The organism is Pseudoalteromonas sp. SG43-3, assembly GCF_014164385.1.
GTDB classification, from domain to species: domain Bacteria; phylum Pseudomonadota; class Gammaproteobacteria; order Enterobacterales; family Alteromonadaceae; genus Pseudoalteromonas; species Pseudoalteromonas distincta.
The window spans coordinates 65,887-84,231 of sequence record NZ_JACJFC010000010.1 but is presented as its reverse complement, the minus strand read 5'-3'; the positions used below and the strand labels follow the sequence as shown (position 1 = coordinate 84,231).

Annotated in this window: 15 protein-coding genes, 5 tRNA genes and 1 pseudogene; 19 read left to right on the top strand and 2 right to left on the bottom strand. The window is 40.9% G+C overall.

What is annotated here, in order from left to right:
* The first annotated feature begins 10 nt into the window (after nucleotides 1–10).
* Complete coding sequence (locus H5157_RS11220; RefSeq protein ID WP_182724695.1) at nucleotides 11–457, top strand: DUF2147 domain-containing protein; 447 nt, start codon at nucleotides 11–13, stop codon at nucleotides 455–457.
* 137 nt (nucleotides 458–594) lie between these two features.
* Entirely contained in the window at nucleotides 595–1,062 is a 468-nt protein-coding gene (locus H5157_RS11215; RefSeq protein ID WP_182694485.1) for a YHS domain-containing (seleno)protein, read from the top strand.
* A 380-nt stretch (nucleotides 1,063–1,442) separates the two neighbouring features.
* Here H5157_RS11215 and fldB read toward each other — a convergent pair whose 3' ends face one another.
* Nucleotides 1,443–1,964 carry a flavodoxin FldB gene (gene fldB / locus H5157_RS11210; RefSeq protein WP_024605911.1) on the bottom strand — a complete coding sequence of 174 codons (522 nt, stop codon included), beginning with the start codon at nucleotides 1,962–1,964 and terminating at the stop codon, nucleotides 1,443–1,445.
* 94 nt (nucleotides 1,965–2,058) lie between these two features.
* Here fldB and xerD point away from each other — a divergent pair, with 94 nt between their 5' ends.
* The 15 genes from xerD to H5157_RS11135 all read left to right on the top strand — a co-directional run bounded on the left by xerD (nucleotide 2,059) and on the right by H5157_RS11135 (nucleotide 16,673).
* Nucleotides 2,059–2,985, top strand: coding sequence for a site-specific tyrosine recombinase XerD (gene xerD / locus H5157_RS11205; protein ID WP_002961416.1), 927 nt, complete (start codon nucleotides 2,059–2,061; stop codon nucleotides 2,983–2,985).
* A 63-nt stretch (nucleotides 2,986–3,048) separates the two neighbouring features.
* Nucleotides 3,049–3,777, top strand: coding sequence for a bifunctional protein-disulfide isomerase/oxidoreductase DsbC (dsbC, locus tag H5157_RS11200; protein WP_002961417.1), 729 nt, complete (start codon nucleotides 3,049–3,051; stop codon nucleotides 3,775–3,777).
* Nucleotides 3,778–3,855: 78 nt separating this feature from the next.
* On the top strand, nucleotides 3,856–5,577 hold the full coding sequence (gene recJ / locus H5157_RS11195) for a single-stranded-DNA-specific exonuclease RecJ (protein ID WP_182724694.1): 1,722 nt from the start codon (nucleotides 3,856–3,858) through the stop codon (nucleotides 5,575–5,577).
* Nucleotides 5,578–5,721: 144 nt separating this feature from the next.
* Nucleotides 5,722–6,820 (top strand): peptide chain release factor 2 gene (gene prfB, locus H5157_RS11190; RefSeq protein ID WP_100218355.1). Its coding sequence is split into 2 segments (ribosomal slippage): nucleotides 5,722–5,796 and nucleotides 5,798–6,820, totalling 1,098 coding nucleotides; the frame shifts between segments, so codons are not numbered across the junction.
* 26 nt (nucleotides 6,821–6,846) lie between these two features.
* Nucleotides 6,847–8,382: a lysine--tRNA ligase gene (gene lysS, locus H5157_RS11185; RefSeq protein WP_002961420.1), complete on the top strand. Its 1,536-nt coding sequence runs from the start codon at nucleotides 6,847–6,849 to the stop codon at nucleotides 8,380–8,382.
* 321 nt (nucleotides 8,383–8,703) lie between these two features.
* Nucleotides 8,704–8,886, top strand: coding sequence for a hypothetical protein (locus tag H5157_RS11180; RefSeq protein ID WP_010553261.1), 183 nt, complete (start codon nucleotides 8,704–8,706; stop codon nucleotides 8,884–8,886).
* A 128-nt stretch (nucleotides 8,887–9,014) separates the two neighbouring features.
* A tRNA-Ser gene (locus H5157_RS11175) sits at nucleotides 9,015–9,107 on the top strand.
* A gap of 38 nt (nucleotides 9,108–9,145) precedes the next feature.
* Nucleotides 9,146–9,222: transfer RNA gene (locus H5157_RS11170), tRNA-Arg, on the top strand.
* Between the two features lie 45 nt (nucleotides 9,223–9,267).
* Nucleotides 9,268–9,344, top strand: a tRNA-Arg gene (locus H5157_RS11165).
* Between the two features lie 148 nt (nucleotides 9,345–9,492).
* Nucleotides 9,493–9,569, top strand: a tRNA-Arg gene (locus H5157_RS11160).
* Nucleotides 9,570–9,684: 115 nt separating this feature from the next.
* Nucleotides 9,685–9,761: transfer RNA gene (locus H5157_RS11155), tRNA-Arg, on the top strand.
* Between the two features lie 520 nt (nucleotides 9,762–10,281).
* Entirely contained in the window at nucleotides 10,282–11,457 is a 1,176-nt protein-coding gene (locus H5157_RS11150) for an exo-beta-N-acetylmuramidase NamZ domain-containing protein (protein WP_182724693.1), read from the top strand.
* Nucleotides 11,458–11,466: 9 nt separating this feature from the next.
* Complete coding sequence (gene pbp4b / locus H5157_RS11145; RefSeq protein ID WP_182724692.1) at nucleotides 11,467–13,125, top strand: penicillin binding protein PBP4B; 1,659 nt, start codon at nucleotides 11,467–11,469, stop codon at nucleotides 13,123–13,125.
* Nucleotides 13,126–13,316: 191 nt separating this feature from the next.
* Nucleotides 13,317–14,693 carry a Na+/H+ antiporter NhaC family protein gene (locus H5157_RS11140; protein WP_182724691.1) on the top strand — a complete coding sequence of 459 codons (1,377 nt, stop codon included), beginning with the start codon at nucleotides 13,317–13,319 and terminating at the stop codon, nucleotides 14,691–14,693.
* Between the two features lie 237 nt (nucleotides 14,694–14,930).
* Nucleotides 14,931–16,673 (top strand): potassium/proton antiporter, encoded by a 1,743-nt coding sequence (locus H5157_RS11135; RefSeq protein WP_182724690.1) that lies wholly within the window; start codon nucleotides 14,931–14,933, stop codon nucleotides 16,671–16,673.
* A 282-nt stretch (nucleotides 16,674–16,955) separates the two neighbouring features.
* Here the strand turns inward: H5157_RS11135 and H5157_RS11130 are convergent, their stop codons facing one another.
* The gene (locus H5157_RS11130; RefSeq protein WP_182694113.1) at nucleotides 16,956–17,465 is read right to left on the bottom strand and encodes a hypothetical protein; all 510 of its coding nucleotides are present in this window, start codon (nucleotides 17,463–17,465) and stop codon (nucleotides 16,956–16,958) included.
* A 185-nt stretch (nucleotides 17,466–17,650) separates the two neighbouring features.
* Between H5157_RS11130 and H5157_RS21100 the strand changes: the two are divergent.
* A pseudogene (locus tag H5157_RS21100) lies at nucleotides 17,651–18,024 on the top strand (type II toxin-antitoxin system RelE/ParE family toxin).
* Nucleotides 18,017–18,325, top strand: coding sequence for a DNA-binding transcriptional regulator (locus H5157_RS11120; RefSeq protein ID WP_182694623.1), 309 nt, complete (start codon nucleotides 18,017–18,019; stop codon nucleotides 18,323–18,325). Before H5157_RS21100 ends, H5157_RS11120 begins: the two are co-directional and overlap by 8 nt.
* The last annotated feature ends 20 nt before the right edge of the window (nucleotides 18,326–18,345 follow it).

The window sequence follows — 18,345 nt, the reverse complement described above, 5'->3', positions numbered from 1 at the left end:
AGACAACACAATGAAAAAGTTAAATAAAATAGCATTACTTAGCACGTTAGCAGCCACCATTTTTGCAAGCCAAAGTGTGCTTGCTGCTATTACGCCAGTAGGCCTTTGGAAAACGATTGATGAGGATACAAACCAAGCTAAGTCGTATGTACGTATTACCCAAACCAACGGTGTATTAAGCGGCAAAGTTGAAACCATTCTTAACCCTGCAAAACAAAATGATATATGCAGTAAGTGTGATGATGAGCTAAAAGATCAGCCTATTTTAGGAATGACCATAATCACGGGTGTAAAAGCACAAGATGATGGCGTATGGGGAGACGGTGAAATACTCGACCCAACAAATGGTAAAACCTACACCTTACAATTAACCCCGCAAGATGAAGGTAAAAAGCTCGAAGTGCGCGGTTACATTGGCTTTTTTTACCGAAACCAATATTGGCTAAGAGTTGAGTAAGTTTAACTACTTACTTAATTACTAAACGTTAAATAATTAAGCATTAACTGAAATCATTTTTGCGCTTTGCCTTTCTTACTCACTAAGCCTGCCATATTTAATTGGCATAAAATTTTGAGTAAATAAGAGGGTAAAATATGATTAAGTACATAGTTGCTTTAATAATGCTTAGCACACTGTTAATAAGCGGTGGGGCAAACGCAAAGGATGATGCGGTAAACACGGGCTGGTTTAATAACACGGCTATTAAAGGGTATGACAGTGTTGCTTATTTTACCCAAAATAAAGCCGTTAAAGGCAGCGACAAATATACGTTTAGTTATTTAGGTGCCGACTGGCATTTTTCGAGTGAAGAAAACAAAACGGCATTTGCAGAAAACCCAAAGCGTTATGCACCGCAATACGGTGGCTGGTGCGCTTATGCAATGGCTGATGAGGGGAATGCCGTAGGGATAGATCCAGAAGCATTTTATATTCACGAAGGTAAGCTTTACTTAAATTATAGCGAAAGCGTGCAGCAAAAATGGTTAAGTAATTTATTGCCGTACATTGTAATGGCTGATGGATATTACCCACAAACGACCAATGTTATGACGTTTCAATAAATTACTCATATTATTAGGGTCTGTTGAACTTTGCGGATTAAAATTTGTTCAAACTAGGGGCTATTTAATCGCGGCGCGAGATTTGTAACCTAGTGGGCTAAGTAAAAACCGAGCAAAGCTTCCGCGTCCTGCTCACGCCCCTTACCTACATCCATGTAGGCAACAAAGAGTTGATCGCCCCTAGGAAGAACCCTTTGGGCAGCGCCTGTTTGGCATTAATGCTACGTTATCGCCCATTTATGGGGAATAATCACACTGCATAGGCTCTGCCTTGCCTAAATACCAAACAGACTGCTGCAAATTTAACCTTAAAAGATCAACAGACCCTAGTTAAAAAGCCCGCAACTAAACTAGTTGCGGGCTTTTTACTTATTAGCTAATTAAAGCGTTTCGCTATATTCAGTCATTACCTGTTCAACCCATGTTGCAATACGCTCATCGCTTAGCTCGTATTGACTGTCTTCGTCGAGCGCGAGTCCTACAAACTGTTTACCATCAGGCGTTAATGCTTTTGAAGCTTCAAACTCGTAGCTACTGTCATTTGGCCAAAAACCAAGTTGAGTAAATGTTTGCGTATTTATTTCATCGTGTAGCATGCCTAGTGCATCTTGAAACCACTGCCCGTAACCTTGTTGATCGCCCATGCCAAATAAAGCAATGGTTTTACCATTTAGGTTTACGTCGGCTATGTCGTCCCACTTTGACTCCCAGTCTTCTTGTATTTCACCAAAATCCCATGTTGAAATACCAAAGATGATAAAGTCGTACTGCTCTGCATTTTTTAGTGGCTCGTCTTTAATATTGTGCAGGGTAACTATATCGGCACCAATAATGTCGCGAATCTTTTCTGCTGCCATTTCGGTGTAGCACGTAGTAGAACCAAAAAATAAACCAATTTGCATCGTATTTATCACTGTGTAATTGCCTGATATGATAGGCTCAAGTTTACCGTAAGGTATTTTTAATTGATACCTTAGCAAAGCATGAGAGCATAATGTGACAACGCTATCTGACGATTCTTTTGAAAATAACAGCAGTATGAGCAGTAATAGCGACTACCTAGAAACCTTTTTAGATAGCCTGTACTTAGAACAAGGCGTAAGCGAAAATACATTAAGCGCTTATCGCAGTGATTTAGATAAGTTTTGCCTATTTTTAAAGGGCGAAAATTTAATGACGGTAACGGGGCTAGACATAGAAAGCTACTTAGCGCATCGAGTTGATTTAGGTTTAAAACCACGCAGTACAGCACGTAGCATTAGTGCGCTAAAGCGTTTTTATCAGTACTTTGTACGCGAAAAAATAATTAGTGATTCGCCCATGCTAAACATAGCTCAACCAAAAGCCGGACAGTCGTTACCTAAAACACTCTCAGAAGCTGAAGTTGAGGCATTGTTAAATGCGCCCAACACAGAAGAAGCGATGGGACTGCGCGACAAAGCCATGCTAGAGCTACTTTATGCAACGGGGTTGCGTGTAAGTGAGCTTGTTGGGCTTCGTATGGAGCAAATTAATTTGCGCCAAGCGGTTGTGTTTGTAAAAGGCAAGGGTAACAAAGAGCGCTTAGTGCCATTGGGTGAAGAAGCCATGTATTGGCTGGAGCAGTTTTTAAAGGGTGGGCGTGCACAAATGATAAAACACGCCACCGATTTTGTGTTCCCATCTAAGCGCGGAGTAGGCATGACGCGACAAACCTTTTGGCATAGAATTAAACACTATGCTATTTTGGCATCAGTTGAGTCTCCATTATCGCCCCATACCATGCGCCATGCTTTTGCTACGCACTTATTAAATCATGGGGCAGATTTACGTGTGGTACAAATGATGTTGGGCCATAGCGATTTATCAACGACGCAAATTTATACCCATGTTGCCAATGAACGGTTAAAGTCGGTACACGCAGAGCATCATCCGCGAGCGTAAGTTTGAAAGTAAATATTATTAAGCCGGTCAATATATTAAGTATTTTTAGGATAGAGAGAAGTTATGAAAAAATTAATGTTAGCAGGTGCCATGTTGTGCACAAGTATTAGTGCATTTGCAAATGGCGTTGCTGTAACACCAGATGCTAATGATCCTATTATTACTAAATTTGCCGAGCTTGGTGTAACTGTAAAGCAAATTAACCCAAGCCCAGTAGCGGGTTTAAAAGAGTTGATCACTAATAAGGGCGTGCTTTACGCAAGTCCAGATGGTCAATTTTTAATGCAAGGTACGTTAATCGATTTAAATAATCGTAACAACTTAACAGAGCAAGCATTAAACGGCGTGCGTGTTGAGGGCATTAAAGAATACGAAGATTCGATGATTGTGTACAAAGCACCAAACGAAAAACACAGTATTACCGTATTTACCGACATTAGCTGTGGTTACTGTCGTAAATTACATCGCGAGTTAGACGATTTACTTGATGCGGGTATTACCGTTAAGTACCTTGCGTTTCCACGTGGTGGCTTACAAGGTTCAGGCTACGCCGATTTAATGAACGTATGGTGTGCACGCGATCAGCAAGAAGCACTAACAGAAGCTAAGTCGGGTACAAGCACTAAAGTAGTTGCAGGCTGTAGCGCACCGGTTGCAGAGCATTACCAGCTTGGTCAAAGCTTTGGTATTAGCGGCACACCTGCCATTATTTTAGAAGATGGTACGATGATCCCAGGTTACCAGCCAGCAGCAGCACTAAAAGCAGCATTAGATGCTAACAAAGCGTCGTAATACGTTTTATAGCTAATAAAAAGGCCTTAATGGCCTTTTTTTGTCTTTTTAATACGACCCAATAAGTTAAAACTCTGCATGAAAAAATTGATCATTGCGCGTGAAAACGTTGACGACTCGCATCTACCGAGTAATTTACACCCTGTAATTAAACAAATTTATGCTAACCGCAATGTATTTAATGCCGACGAGCTAAATAACAGCGTAGCTACGCTTCACGACTTTAAGTTGTTTAAAGATATCGACAAAGCCAGCGATTTATTAATTGAAGCATTAAAGACGCAAAGCCAAATATTAATAGTCGGCGATTTTGATGCTGATGGCGCAACAAGCACTGCAACATTAATGCAAGGCCTTGAGATGTTTGGCTTTAAGCATTTAGATTACTTAATTCCTGACCGGTTTAGCTTAGGTTATGGTTTAAGCCCCGCACTTGCAGAGCAAATAGTACAAATAAAGCCTGATTTAGTGATCACCGTAGATAACGGCATATCGTGTATTGCTGGTATTGATATTTTAAAAGCGGTTGGTATAAAAGTGCTGGTAACAGATCATCACTTACAAGGTGAGCAGCTGCCAAATGCCGATGCAATAGTAAATCCAAATAGGCACGAATGTAACTTCCCGTCTAAATCTATAGCAGGCGTTGGCGTTGCTTTTTACTTACTAATAGCACTGAGAAGCGTAATGCGAGACCTTGGTTATTTTGAGCAGCAACCGCCGCCTAATTTAGCTAACTTGCTCGACATTGTAGCGCTTGGTACGGTTGCTGACGTGGTCGCACTTGATGCAAATAATCGCACCTTAGTACATCAAGGTTTAGCACGTATTCGCAGTGGTAAAACACGCCCAGGCATTACCGCGCTTATTGAAGTGGCTAACCGCAATGCTGCGCGCTTAAGCGCAAGCGACTTTGGCTTTTCACTTGCGCCGCGTTTAAATGCAGCAGGGCGATTAGACGACATGAGTTTGGGTATAGCATGCCTACTTAGCACCGATATAAACCAAGCACGTAGTATTGCCAGCGAGCTCGATAGCTTAAACTTTGCAAGGCGCGAAATAGAACAAGGCATGCAAGCCGAGGCGCAAGCCGTGCTTGATAGACTCGCATTTAGCGACGATAACGTCCCTGACGCAATCTGCTTGTTTCAAGATGATTGGCATCAAGGTGTTATTGGCATTTTGGCTGGTCGCTTAAAAGAAAAATACCACCGACCAACCGTTATATTTGCTGGTGGCGAAAATGGTGAAATAAAAGGTTCGTGCCGCTCTATAGAAGGGTTGCACATGCGCGACTTACTCGAAGGGCTTAATACTGCTGAGCCACACTTAATTAATAAATTTGGTGGCCACGCAATGGCTGCTGGTTTAAGTATTAACGAGCAACACTTTAATGACTTTAAAAAAGCATTTGATGCTGCCGTGAGTGCGCAACTGAGTGAAGAAAGTAAACGCTGCATTGTATTTACCGACGGCGAGCTGCCAAACGACTGTTTTACGATGGAGTTTGCCCAGCTATTAAAGCAATCGGGCCCTTGGGGGCAGCAATTTCCTGAGCCGGTGTTTGAGCACACATTTGAAGTAATACAGCAGCGCATAGTCGGCGAAAAGCATTTAAAGCTTGTATTAAAGCATCAATCAGGGCGATTAGTTGACGCCATTGCCTTTGGTATTGATGTAAAAGAATGGCCCGACACAGAAGCGAAGTTTGTAAAAGTAGCCTATCAACTCGATATAAATGAGTTTAGAGGTAAATTTACGCTGCAATTAATAGTTAGAGAGCTTGAAAAAGTGCACTAAAAAATATGCACAAATCATGCATAAAAGGCTAATAAAGCGCGCGGTTTTTTGTTAAAATCGGGCGTTTTTATCATTTGACGATAATTTGTTGCGAAAATCCCATGTAAAGGGGCGCAATTACCTAGCCATTTTGGAGTGATGTACATGTTTGAAGTGAATCCTGTGATTAACCAAATCAAGGAAATTCGCGAACGTACTGAATTGCTTCGGGGGTACCTTTGACTACGCTCTTAAACAAGAACGCCTAGAAGAAGTTAACGCCGAACTTGAAGATTCAGCCGTATGGAATGAGCCTGAACGCGCACAAGCGCTTGGCCGTGAAAAATCAGCATTAGAGGCTGTTGTTGAAACAATCGACAACCTTGTAGCCGGTACTGACGACGTTGAAGGTCTACTTGAACTTGCTGTAGAAGCCGAAGATCAAGATACCTTTGATGAAGCACAAAGCGAACTTAGCGATCTAAACGAGCAGTTAGAAGGTTTAGAGTTTCGTCGTATGTTTTCAGGTCCTCATGACTCAAACGATGCGTACCTTGATTTACAATCGGGTTCTGGCGGCACTGAAGCACAAGACTGGTGTAATATTCTACTTCGTATGTATTTACGTTGGGGCGAGGCTAAAGGCTTTAAAGTTGAGCTAGTTGAAGCAACCGACGGTGATGTTGCCGGTATTAAAGGCGCAACAGTTCGCTTTGTTGGCGAATACGCTTACGGTTGGTTACGTACAGAAACAGGCGTTCACCGTTTAGTGCGTAAAAGCCCGTTTGACTCAAGTGGTCGTCGTCATACCTCATTTGCTTCTGCGTTTGTATACCCAGAGATTGACGATAATATTGAAATTGATATTAATCCGTCAGACCTACGTATAGACGTTTACCGTGCATCAGGCGCGGGTGGTCAGCACGTTAATACCACCGAATCGGCGGTTCGTATTACTCACGTACCAACCAATACCGTAGTGCAGTGTCAAAACGAGCGTTCACAGCATAAAAATAAAGCCCAAGCGATGAAGCAGTTAAAAGCTAAATTATTTGAGCTTGAGCTACAGCAGCAAAATGCTGAAAAACAAACGCAAGAAGACGCTAAATCTGATATAGGTTGGGGTAGCCAAATACGTTCATACGTACTTGATGACGCACGTATTAAAGATTTACGTACAGGCGTTGAAAACCGCAATACCCAATCGGTACTTGACGGTAACTTAGATAAATTTATTGAAGCCAGCCTTAAATCTGGCCTATAACCACCAAGCTAATAAAGAGCTAAAAAATGACTGATAAAATCCAAGACGAAAACAAGTTAATCGCTGAGCGTCGTGGCAAGTTAGACGCGATACGCGAAAATTGCCCAGCCAACGGTCATCCAAACCAATTCCGTCGTGAGCATTACACGGCTGATTTGCAAGCCCAGTTTGGTGATAAGAGCAAAGAAGAATTAGTTGAACTACAAGAAGTTGTGTCTATTGCTGGACGTATTTTAGCAAAGCGTGGACCGTTTTTTGTAATTCAAGACATGAAAGGTCGCGTACAAGCGTATGCATCTAAAGATGTTCAAAAAGACCTTAAAGAAAAATATGGTCAGCTAGACACTGGCGATATTATAGGTGTTAAAGGCGCGCTAAATAAATCGGGCAAAGGCGATTTATACGTAGAAATGACTGAGTATCAATTACTAACTAAGTCACTTCGCCCGTTACCTGAAAAATTCCATGGCTTATCAGATCAAGAAACAAAGTACCGCCAACGTTATGTTGACTTAATTACTAACGAAGCAACGCGCGAAACATTCCGCATTCGCTCACAAGTAGTTGAAGGTATTCGTCGCTTTTTAGCAGACCGTGACTTTATGGAAGTAGAAACACCTATGCTACAGGTTATACCTGGTGGTGCATCTGCGCGTCCGTTTGTAACTCACCATAACGCGCTTGATATCGACATGTACCTTCGTATAGCGCCAGAGCTTTACCTAAAGCGCTTAGTGGTAGGTGGTTTTGATCGTGTATTTGAAATTAACCGTAACTTCCGTAACGAAGGGTTATCTACACGCCACAACCCAGAATTTACAATGATTGAATTTTACCAAGCATACGCTGATTACATCGACCTGATGAACATTACCGAAGACATGCTACGTACTGTTGCAGAAAACGTACTAGGTAGTGCAATTGTAGTTAATACAACTAAGGACGAAAACGGCGAAGTTATCGATTCAGTTGAATACGACTTTGGCCAACCGTTTACACGTTTAAGTATGGCGGATGCTATCTTAAAATATAACCCTGAGTTTGATGCTGCGGTATTTAACGACCCAGAAAACCATTTTGAAGAGTTAAAAGCGTACGCTAAACAAGTGCACGTTAAAATTCCTGAAAACTGTGTTTGGGGTCCAGGTAAGTTTCTTTGTGAAATATTTGAAGAAACAGCAGAGCACATGCTTATTCAACCAACGTTTATTACTGGTTACCCGTGGGAAGTATCACCACTTGCACGCCGTAACGACGAAAACCCATTTGTTACCGACCGTTTTGAGTTTTTTGTTGGCGGCCGTGAACTTGCAAATGGTTTCTCTGAGCTTAACGATGCACAGGACCAAGCTGAGCGCTTTACTCGTCAAGTTGAAGAGAAAGACGCAGGCGATGATGAAGCAATGCACTACGACGAAGACTACATACGCGCACTAGAGTACGGCTTACCGCCAACGGCTGGTGAAGGTATTGGTATTGACCGTTTAGTAATGTTGTTTACTGATTCATCAACAATTAAAGACGTTATTTTGTTCCCGCATATGCGTCCACAAGCTGACTAATCTTTAGTAGAACAAAGTAAGTTAATAAACGCCGCTTAATAGCGGCGTTTTTTTGCTTATAATTAGTGTTTTAATTAATAAGTACTACACTAAAAATTAAAGGTAATTATTAGTGCTGATTAATGTGCAATTCAGCTTCACTAACTTATTGTTATTGGAAGTTTTTAATATTAAAACTAACAGTGCTATAACTTTTTAGTATGATTGTTTTTTAAACATATGTTGTGTTTATACAAAGGTTTTAGCTAGAATACGCACGAAATTTACACTGCTGGTATTTAGCAGTTAAATATAGATTCTTAAAGGACTTAGAATAATAGTATGAAAGACAAACGAGTAGATGATTTATCAGAAGAGTGCACATCAGAGCAAGAACGAAACGCTTACTACCGTGCTTGTATCGCTGAATTTCAACAATTAGGTTACCAAGAACAGTATTTGGCTCAGTTAACTGATGACTTAGTTCCCGTGCTAGGTGTTAATCCTTCAAATAAAAATACGTAACCCGCTTAAATTTCAAACTAATTACACTTTTAAACCAAGCATATGTGCAATCTGTAACCATATAGTCGTTTTTGGTAGAAAAGTGTTTGACATATTTTCTGAAATCTTTATTATACGCCCCACAAGACGGAGAGGTGTCCGAGTGGCCGAAGGAGCTCCCCTGCTAAGGGAGTATAGAGTTTGTAGCTCTATCGAGGGTTCGAATCCCTCCCTCTCCACCATTTCTTTTAATGGCGTGTTTTGTAAAATTTTAAAGTATGGGTGCATAGCTCAGCTGGATAGAGTACTCGGCTACGAACCGAGCGGTCGGAGGTTCGAATCCTCCTGCGCCCACCATACTTTAATAACTCGCTTAGAGTCTAAATAAGCAAACTATAAAGTGGGTGCATAGCTCAGCTGGATAGAGTACTCGGCTACGAACCGAGCGGTCGGAGGTTCGAATCCTCCTGCGCCCACCACTTTATAGACTCATACTTAGAGTATAAAAAAGTAAAGTGTTGGCTAAAGCCAAACGGTCGGAGGTTCATTCTTACAAGATACGTCCTGCGCCCACCACTTTATAGACTCTCACTTAGAGTAAAAACAAGTAATAGTAAAAATGAAAGCGGGTGCATAGCTCAGCTGGATAGAGTACTCGGCTACGAACCGAGCGGTCGGAGGTTCGAATCCTCCTGCGCCCACCACTTTCATGTTTTCATACACTTTTAAGTGTAAGAAAAATAAACCGATGGAAATCGGTTTTTTTATGCCTGAATTAATACGCTCTGCTTAGAGTTTAAATAAGCAATCTATGAAAGTGGGTGCATAGCTCAGCTGGATAGAGTACTCGGCTACGAACCGAGCGGTCGGAGGTTCGAATCCTCCTGCGCCCACCACTTTCATAAACAAGCCGACATTAAGTCGGTTTTTTTGTGCCTAAAATAAAGTGAAGTGAAGTGAAGTGAAGTGTAGGTTTAGGCGAATTGAGAACCAAGCAGTCGGAGGTTCACTCTTACAAGATACGTCCTGCGCCCACCACTTTCATAAACAAGCCGACATTAAGTCGGTTTTTTTGTGCCTAAAATAAAGTGAAATGTAAACTCCCCTCCTGTAGCCGCAGAGCTTGCTCGCGTGAGAAGCGCCAGCTTCTAATTACTTACCACCGATATAACTGATACTTTATTTACGAGCTTCGTTCGTCGCGTCAGCAAGCTGCACGCCTAAAAGTAAAACCAACCCAATCTTTAAATCCAAACTCCGAGTTTATTTATCCGTTGTAGACACTGAGCCTGCTCGCGTGAGAAGCGACAGCTTCTAATCACTATATCTACTCAAGCCCACTTAACCCTTTTCTAAAGCTGCTCTTTATTATTACCTATGTTATTTTAAACGCCTTGTTTAAAAGGATATTGCAGTATGTTTAAAACCCTATTTATTACGTTGTTTTTTATTTTTAGCGCCATTTTTATTGCAAGTGTGCAAGCCAACGAAGCTAATAACTCACTTGTAGTAGGTGCGCAGCAATATGCTAAATATTTACCGCAGTTAAAAAATAAACGTGTAGGGCTAGTCGTTAATCAAACATCAAGCGTAGGGGAAACTCACTTAGTAGATACTCTACTGACTAAAAACATAAACATAACTAAAATTTTTGCACCTGAGCATGGCTTTCGTGGCGATCACGATGCGGGCGCCCATGTGAAAAATGCTGTTGATGGTAAAACTGGTATTCCGCTTATTTCTATTTACGGTAAAAATAAAAAACCAAGCCAAGCTGCTTTAGCCGATGTTGATGTAATTATTTTTGACATTCAAGATGTGGGAGTGCGTTTTTATACCTACATAAGCTCTATGCACTACATGATGGAAGCCGCTGCAGAGCAGGGGATAGAATTTTTAGTACTCGATAGGCCCAATCCAAATATTGCCTACGTTGATGGGCCAATATTAGAGTCAGAATTTAAATCGTTTGTAGGCATGCACCCAATTCCTGTTTTACACGGCATGACCGTTGGCGAACTTGCCAAAATGATCAAGGGCGAGGGTTGGATCAATAAAGCGGCCGATTTAAAATTAACGGTGAACCCTGTTGATCATTACACTCGCAAAAGTACTTACAGCTTGCCTGTAAAACCCAGCCCTAACTTACCTAACGATCAAGCCATTGCGCTTTACCCATCACTTTGCTTTTTTGAAGCAACGCCTATTAGCATTGGTAGAGGCACCGACTTTGCATTTCAAGTAATTGGCTATTCGCCAGTAGCATTAGGTGATTTTAATTTTACACCGCGCGCAATTAAAGGCGCTGCTTTAAACCCTAAATTTAAAAACCAAACCGTGCAAGGGCTCGATTTAAGACAAGCAAATATCACAGGTTTAAATTTAACTTACTTAATAAATGCGTACACGAAGCTTAGTAAAAATAACATCTCGCTTTTTGAGCGCGCTGACTTTATGGATAAACTAGCGGGTACTAATAAATTGCGCTTAGCTATTGAAGCAGGGCAATCAGAAGCGCAAATAAAACAAAGCTGGCAGGCGGGGCTTGCGCAATTTAAAGCGCAAAGAGCGCCTTACTTGTTATATAAATAAGGGCTAAGCATGTTTATTGCTGTAAAAAATCAAAGGTGTGGTTATATCAAACAAGCATTTATAGCGGCATTGAGCTTTATTATTGTGGGTTGTAGTACACCACCGGAGCCTATTAGCTCGGTGCTACCACTTACAAAGAGCCAACTTGTAGAGCTGCCTAATGCACAAGTGGTTGTAACGTTTCCTGAGGTAAATCCAAGTAGCCGGTTTTATGTAAATAACCGAGGAACGTTTAAAGCTTACAAAGGGCGCGGGCAATTATTAATACAAAACCACAACGCACAAAGCGCCGATATTTACATTAATAATAAAAAGCTCGACGTTAACCAACTAAGCGCCAACACCTTATATAATTACAGTTTGGCAAAAAATACTCACAACGGTGTTAATACCTTTAAAGTTGAAAATATTCTCCCTGCTGGCGCAAGCTTAACACTGCGTTTTGCATTTCCTACTTTAAGTGATGAACCAAAAAAGCATATAGATTTTACTGAAGTAGACACATTAATTGAACGCGATGTAAAAGCAGGTTTTCCTGGGGCTGTATTGGCTGTTGTTAAAAATGGCGAGCTAATAAAGTTAACCGCCTATGGCGATGCAAAACAATATCAGCAAAGTGACTTAATGCTACTTCGCCCAGAACCAATGCAAACTAATACCTTGTTTGATTTGGCCTCAAACACCAAAATATTTGCCACCAACTTTGCACTTATGAAACTAGTAAGCGAAGGGCTATTAAATATTAATAAACCCGTGCAAAGCTACCTAAGCGAATATAAAGGTGAAGGGCGAGCAAAGCGCACAGTAAAAGACTTACTCACACACAGCGCCGGATACCCGCCAGTATTTGACTTTCATCGTAAAGATGGCAGCTACGGTGACGCGTTTTATTCGCAAAACAGTAAAACCACCAAACAGCTATTACTTACCAGCGTGCCTTTTAGTAGTAAATCATCTGGGCAGCATGTTTACTCAGATATTGATTACATGATTTTAGGCGTACTCATTGAGCGCATAACTGGGCAGCCCCTTGACGAATACCTAGAGCAGCAAGTGTATGCGCCACTAAAACTAACTAACACGTTATTTAATCCACTTAAAAAAGGCTTTAAGCCGCAGCAATTTGCAGCCACTGAGCTTAGCGGCAACACACGAGACGGGCGCATTAAGTTTGATAATGTTCGTACCACTGTTTTACAAGGCCAAGTGCATGATGAGCGCGCTTACTACTCACTTGATGGCGTAGCAGGGCATGCAGGGTTGTTTAGTAACGCTCACGACTTAGCCGTGCTTTGCCAGCTATTACTAAATAATGGCGGCTACGGCGATCAACAATTATTTAGTGCAAGCGCTTTAGCGCAATTTTTAACGCCGCAATCAAGCGATGAAACCTACGGGCTTGGCTTTAGGCTTGCCGGTAATAACCAAGCAAGGCGTTGGCACTTTGGCCCTTATGCAAGCGCGCAGGCTTATGGCCACACCGGTTGGACAGGCACAGTAACCGTAATAGACCCCGCTTACGACTTGGCTATTGTTTTACTTACTAATGCTCGCCATAGCGCAATTAAAGGCTCGCTAAAACGTTACGAATTTACAGGCAAACAATTTGAAACCGCGCAGTACGGATCGGTCGTCTCGCTTATTTACGAAGCGTTACTAAATCAATAAGCTATCGTATAGGTTAAAACGTACTAACTGTGCCACCTTAAGTGATTTATTTACAGGTGACTTGAGTAAGCCAATCCATTAAGCTAAGCGGTCTATAAAACTAAGCCGGTTTATGTTGTTAGGCTTAACAAATAAGCGTTAAAACGCGTACAAAGCGAGGTTTACTCGCTAATAACTAAGGTTAACTTTTTATGCATTGGTATTCTATTTTACCGCCGCTAATTGCGATTGCTATCGTGTTTTGGCGAAAAGAAGTGATTATGGCACTACTTGTTGCCGTTGCTTCTTCTGAGTTTTTACTTGCCCTTCAGGGCGAAGGTAATAGCTTGTTTGATACTTTTTTAAATACCATTGAACGCATTATTTCGGTAGCTAGTTCGCCAGGTAATACACGCATACTAATATTTAGTATTTTAATTGGTGCATTGCTTGCCTACATTCGCGAATCTGGCGGCGTTGCAGCAACTGTCAATATGCTAATGAATAAAGGTATTGCAAAAAGTAAACGCCAAGTGGGCTTTTTAACCATGTTTACCGGCATTGCGGTGTTTATAGAATCTAACTTGAGCGTACTTACCTCAGGTATTCTATCGCGTGGCTTATTCGACAAATTTAAAATGAGCCGAGCTCGTCTAGCTTACATTATTGACAGCACCAGTGCGCCAGTGTGTATTTTAATACTACTTAACGGCTGGGGTGCATTTGTACTTGGTTTGTTAGGTAACTACGAGCTAGGTGAGTCGGCTGTATCGGTATTGTGGGGCAGTGTAGGGTATAACTTTTACGCCATAATTACCCTTGCCATTGTTTTTTACACAATCGCGTTCGATAAAGTGCATGGCCCAATGAAAGAAGCCGAAGAAAAACTAGAGCTTCAAACAACTGACTTAAAAGAAGAAATAAAAGCCTCTAAAGCGCGTTACATGTTAATCCCGCTTATTACGCTAATTACCAGCATGGTTGGCTTTATGTATTACACCGGTAATGGTGTACTTGCCGAGGGCAGCGGTTCTAAATCAGTATTATACGCAACGGTTTTAGCCATTGTTGTGGCTTACTTTTTAATGATTGGTTCGCGTAAATTTACGCACCATCAATTAGTTGATACAGGCTTTAAAGGTATGGGCGAATTAATGCCATTGGTCGCCATTGTACTGCTTTCGCTTACACTCGGCGCAAGTCTTAAAGAGCTTGGCACTGGCGTATTTGTAGCGTCACTTGTTGGCGACTACTTACCTATTTACTTAATAGTACCGGTGCTGTTTTTAACTGGCGCGGTAATGTCGTTTACTACAGGTACATCGTGGGGTACTTTTGCTATATTAATCCCAATTGGTGTGCCACTTATTCAAGCGCTAGGTTTACCGCCGTCGCTTGTTGTTGGTGCTATTTTGGGTGGTGGTATATTTGGCGATCATTGCTCGCCTATATCCGACACCAGCGCTGTATCGGCTATTGCATCGGGGTGTGACTTACTCACCCACGTTAAAACGCAGCTACCGTATGCCTTATTTGGTGGTGGCCTTACGTTTTTAGCGTACTTAATAACAAGCATTATTGTTTTATAAAATACGATTGCTTAAATAGTCAAAAGCCTGCTTATTGCAGGCTTTTTTGTTTTTAAATTAAGACCGAGGCTAGTAATACCAAGCTTAACGACGCTCTAGCTATTAAATAAACAATTTAAATATTGACTTATGTACCCGTATTTATATTTTTTAGGTTATTGTATAGCATGAGCTTTAAGCTTTTTGGTAGCTATAAATTCTTACTTTTTAACTCATATAAGGCTGTAAACCCACACTATGTTTGTAATTGATAATATCATTCTCGTTAGTGCCATTTTAATTTTACTTGGAGTGATCTCGAGCAAGTTATCTGCACGCGTTGGCTTACCGGTGCTGGTGCTATTTTTACTTGTAGGTATGCTCGCAGGTGAAGATGGTATTGCAGGTATTTCATTCGACAACGCAGAGGCCGCACATGCTCTGGGTACTCTAGCGCTTGCTATTATTCTATTTGATGGTGGCTTACAAACGCCCACCAGTTCTATTAAACAAGTGTGGAAACCCGCGTCTGCTTTAGCAACCATCGGGGTGTTATTTACCGCTGTAATTACAGGCCTTGTGGCCACTTATATTTTAGACCTGCCCATATTACAAGGTGTATTACTGGGCGCCATTGTTGGCTCTACAGATGCCGCAGCCGTGTTTGCACTTTTACGAAGTGCGGGTATTCACTTAAATAAAAAGCTTAAATCGACCCTTGAAATAGAAAGCGCCTCGAACGATCCAATGGCTATTTTTCTAACGGTTGGTTTGCTCGAAATGCTCGTTAATGACATGCCAGTAGGGCTGGGTTTACTACAGTTATTTGCTCAACAAATGGGTGCTGGCGCTATTTGTGGTCTTTTAATTGGTAAAATATCGGTTTGGTTTATTAATCGAATTAAACTAAATGCATCGGGTTTGTATTTAGTGATGGTAACAGCATTTGGACTGCTTTCTTTTGGCCTTTCTGCAACGCTCGGCGGCAGTGGATTTTTAGCTGTATTTATAACGGGTGTTATTTTAGGTAACAGCAAATTTGTATATAAACGCGGTATTTTTCTGTTTCATGACGGCTTAGCATGGCTTGGGCAAATAACCATGTTTGTTGTATTAGGCCTCCTTATAAATCCGTCGTCATTGGTTGATGTATGGTTAGAAGGACTGCTTATTGCATTGGCACTCATTTTTGTTGCTCGCCCATTAGCTGTAGCGCCTATTTTAAAACTGTTTGGCTTTAATAATCGCGAAACCTTATTTGTATCTTGGGTTGGCCTTAGAGGCTCAGTGCCCATTATTTTAGCTATATTCCCATTATTATTTGGTCTTTCAGGGGCTGAGCTTATTTTTAATGTTGTTTTTTTCGTAGTGTTAATTTCAGCCACGTTACAGGGCTCAACAATGCCGTGGATGGCTAAAAAACTAAATTTAGTAGAGCCGCCACCTGATTTGGCTGCTGCAACGCTCGAAATCACAGCACTAAACGATATTGATATAGAAATTGTAGAGTACACTTTAAGTGACGTTTCTCGGGTTTCTGGGCGTAGCTTGTCACATGCTGCACTTCCTGAGAGTGTGGTTGTTGCTATGATCACACGAGGCCCGTCAATCATACCGCCACGAGGCTCAACTAAGTTAAAACCAAACGATCATTTATTTGTTGTTTTAAAACCAGATAACAGACCTTTTGTTGATTTAGTTTTTACAGCAACCGATAAAACAAACCATCAAGATAGCCACTTAGCCCACAACGAACTCAAAGTGAAAGGGGTAACGTTGGTAGGCGATATATTTTACTCTTACCACATGCAAATAGACGCCCCAGAAGAGATAAGCTTGGAAGAAGTAATTAATCAAAAGCTTTCAGGTGAAGTCAGTAAAGGCGCTATAGTTGTTATTGGTAATGTGCAAATACGCGTTATAACAATGGTACATACACGCATAGTTACCATTGGCTTAAAGTACTTAAATAACCCAGAAAAGCGACTTTTAAAGCAGTAATCATTAACAGTGATTTATTTAGCGCTAGGCTCATGTTCATAGCTGCGTAGGTTAGGTTGAGTGACACGAAACCCAACGGATCTCCAATCCACTTTGCAGCTTTAACGTTAAATATATGCATTGTTTTTGTAGGCGCTTAGCTTGTTAGCGCGTCGGGTGTTAGCTTTATTTTTTGCTTACTTTATTTCAAGAATTATTGTTTTGTACGTATATTTTTTAAACACTCAAAAGCCTGCTTAATCGCAGGCCTTTTGTTTGGAAGTGAATGATTTAATATGCTATTTAACTGTTAAACGGGTAATCAACGTTTGTAAAAGGCCATTCGTTTTTAACCCATGTTTTAACGTTTGTTTTAAGCTCATCAAAAAGCGGTGTAGAAAGGTGCTCTTTAGCAACCCAGCTAAATACAGTGGCATCAAATTCACTATCAACCGTACCTGTAATATAAATACAGCCAATCACCTTCGTTTTATCGTTATTCATTACATGAAAAGTAAAAGATTCTTTATTATTAAATGCGATTAAGTCACTTTCCAATGATTGCGTGTTTTCTTGCAAAGTAAAGTCATCAGCAGGCCATGTGGTGCCTAAGCTAATTTGAATAAACTCGCGAGCAGACATAAGCGCTTTGTAATCAAGTTTTGTGTACTTAGGGTTTACCTTAACTAAGGTGAAATTTTCAAAGTGCTTTTCAATCGGTACTACAAATTCGTTATTTACTAAAGTCTCAGCCTGCACAAATGAGCAGCAAAATGTATAAATAGCAAAAACGAATATAAGTAGTTTTGTCATATTTCTTCCTTAAATTTAAACTAATAGCTCTATGAAAATTAAGTTAAATTATAGCTTTATAGGGCTGAGCCTTAAAGAACTAATATTGTGTATTTCTAAATGTGCTGAGAGTTGCTTTCAAGTTTTTAGTACATTAATTCTGGTGAACTATAATACTAAGTGTCATAGTTGGTGGTGTGATATTTATGGGTATATTTAAATCAAAATGGTTTAACAAGTGGGCTGCAAAAGAGGGCTTACCTGACAAGGTGTTAATTGATGCTGTTAGAGATTTAGAAAACGGACTTAACGATGGGGACTTAGGTGCTCATGTTTATAAAAAGCGAGCACCAGCGAAAGACAGGGTAAACGAGGTGGCTATAGAACCATAGTTGCTTTTAAAGTTGCGGATAAAGCATTTTTTATGTTTGGCTTTTCTAAAAACCAACGAGACAATATCGATAAAAAAGAATTAAAGGCACTAAAGTTAATGGCGAAAGAGTTACTAAGTTATTCACAGCAGCAACTCAAAATAGCTATTAATGAAGGCGAGCTAATAGAGGTAAAAAATCATGAGTAATAGTATTTTAGGCGTAATGCATGATACAGCTAAAGGGCTAAATGATGCCGGTGTTATGGATAGACAAACTATGCGGAAGTTTGATGCAATGTGTCTGCCTGAAGTCGAGCAATATGATGCCGCGCATATTAAAGCAATTCGTGAGCACGCTCATGTTAGCCAAGCGGTATTCGCCGCTTATTTAAATACCAGTGCTTCAACAGTTAGAGCTTGGGAGCAAGGTGGCAAGTCCCCAAATGGTGCTTCCTTAAAGCTGTTAAATTTGGTCGCCAATAAAGGCTTAGATATACTTGTTTATTAATCTAAGCGGCCGGTAGCTAA

Bases quoted from the DNA above. Each gene is read 5' to 3' on its own strand.
- H5157_RS11130 (WP_182694113.1), bottom strand. From the start codon at position 17,465: ATGACAAAACTACTTATATTCGTTTTTGCTATTTATACATTTTGCTGC.
- lysS (WP_002961420.1), top strand. From the start codon at position 6,847: ATGACTGATAAAATCCAAGACGAAAACAAGTTAATCGCTGAGCGTCGT.
- H5157_RS11215 (WP_182694485.1), top strand. From the start codon at position 595: ATGATTAAGTACATAGTTGCTTTAATAATGCTTAGCACACTGTTAATA.
- H5157_RS11120 (WP_182694623.1), top strand. From the start codon at position 18,017: ATGAGTAATAGTATTTTAGGCGTAATGCATGATACAGCTAAAGGGCTA.
- fldB (WP_024605911.1), bottom strand. From the start codon at position 1,964: ATGCAAATTGGTTTATTTTTTGGTTCTACTACGTGCTACACCGAAATG.
- H5157_RS11135 (WP_182724690.1), top strand. From the start codon at position 14,931: ATGTTTGTAATTGATAATATCATTCTCGTTAGTGCCATTTTAATTTTA.
- pbp4b (WP_182724692.1), top strand. From the start codon at position 11,467: ATGTTTATTGCTGTAAAAAATCAAAGGTGTGGTTATATCAAACAAGCA.
- H5157_RS11180 (WP_010553261.1), top strand. From the start codon at position 8,704: ATGAAAGACAAACGAGTAGATGATTTATCAGAAGAGTGCACATCAGAG.
- recJ (WP_182724694.1), top strand. From the start codon at position 3,856: ATGAAAAAATTGATCATTGCGCGTGAAAACGTTGACGACTCGCATCTA.
- H5157_RS11220 (WP_182724695.1), top strand. From the start codon at position 11: ATGAAAAAGTTAAATAAAATAGCATTACTTAGCACGTTAGCAGCCACC.
- dsbC (WP_002961417.1), top strand. From the start codon at position 3,049: ATGAAAAAATTAATGTTAGCAGGTGCCATGTTGTGCACAAGTATTAGT.
- H5157_RS11150 (WP_182724693.1), top strand. From the start codon at position 10,282: ATGTTTAAAACCCTATTTATTACGTTGTTTTTTATTTTTAGCGCCATT.
- H5157_RS11140 (WP_182724691.1), top strand. From the start codon at position 13,317: ATGCATTGGTATTCTATTTTACCGCCGCTAATTGCGATTGCTATCGTG.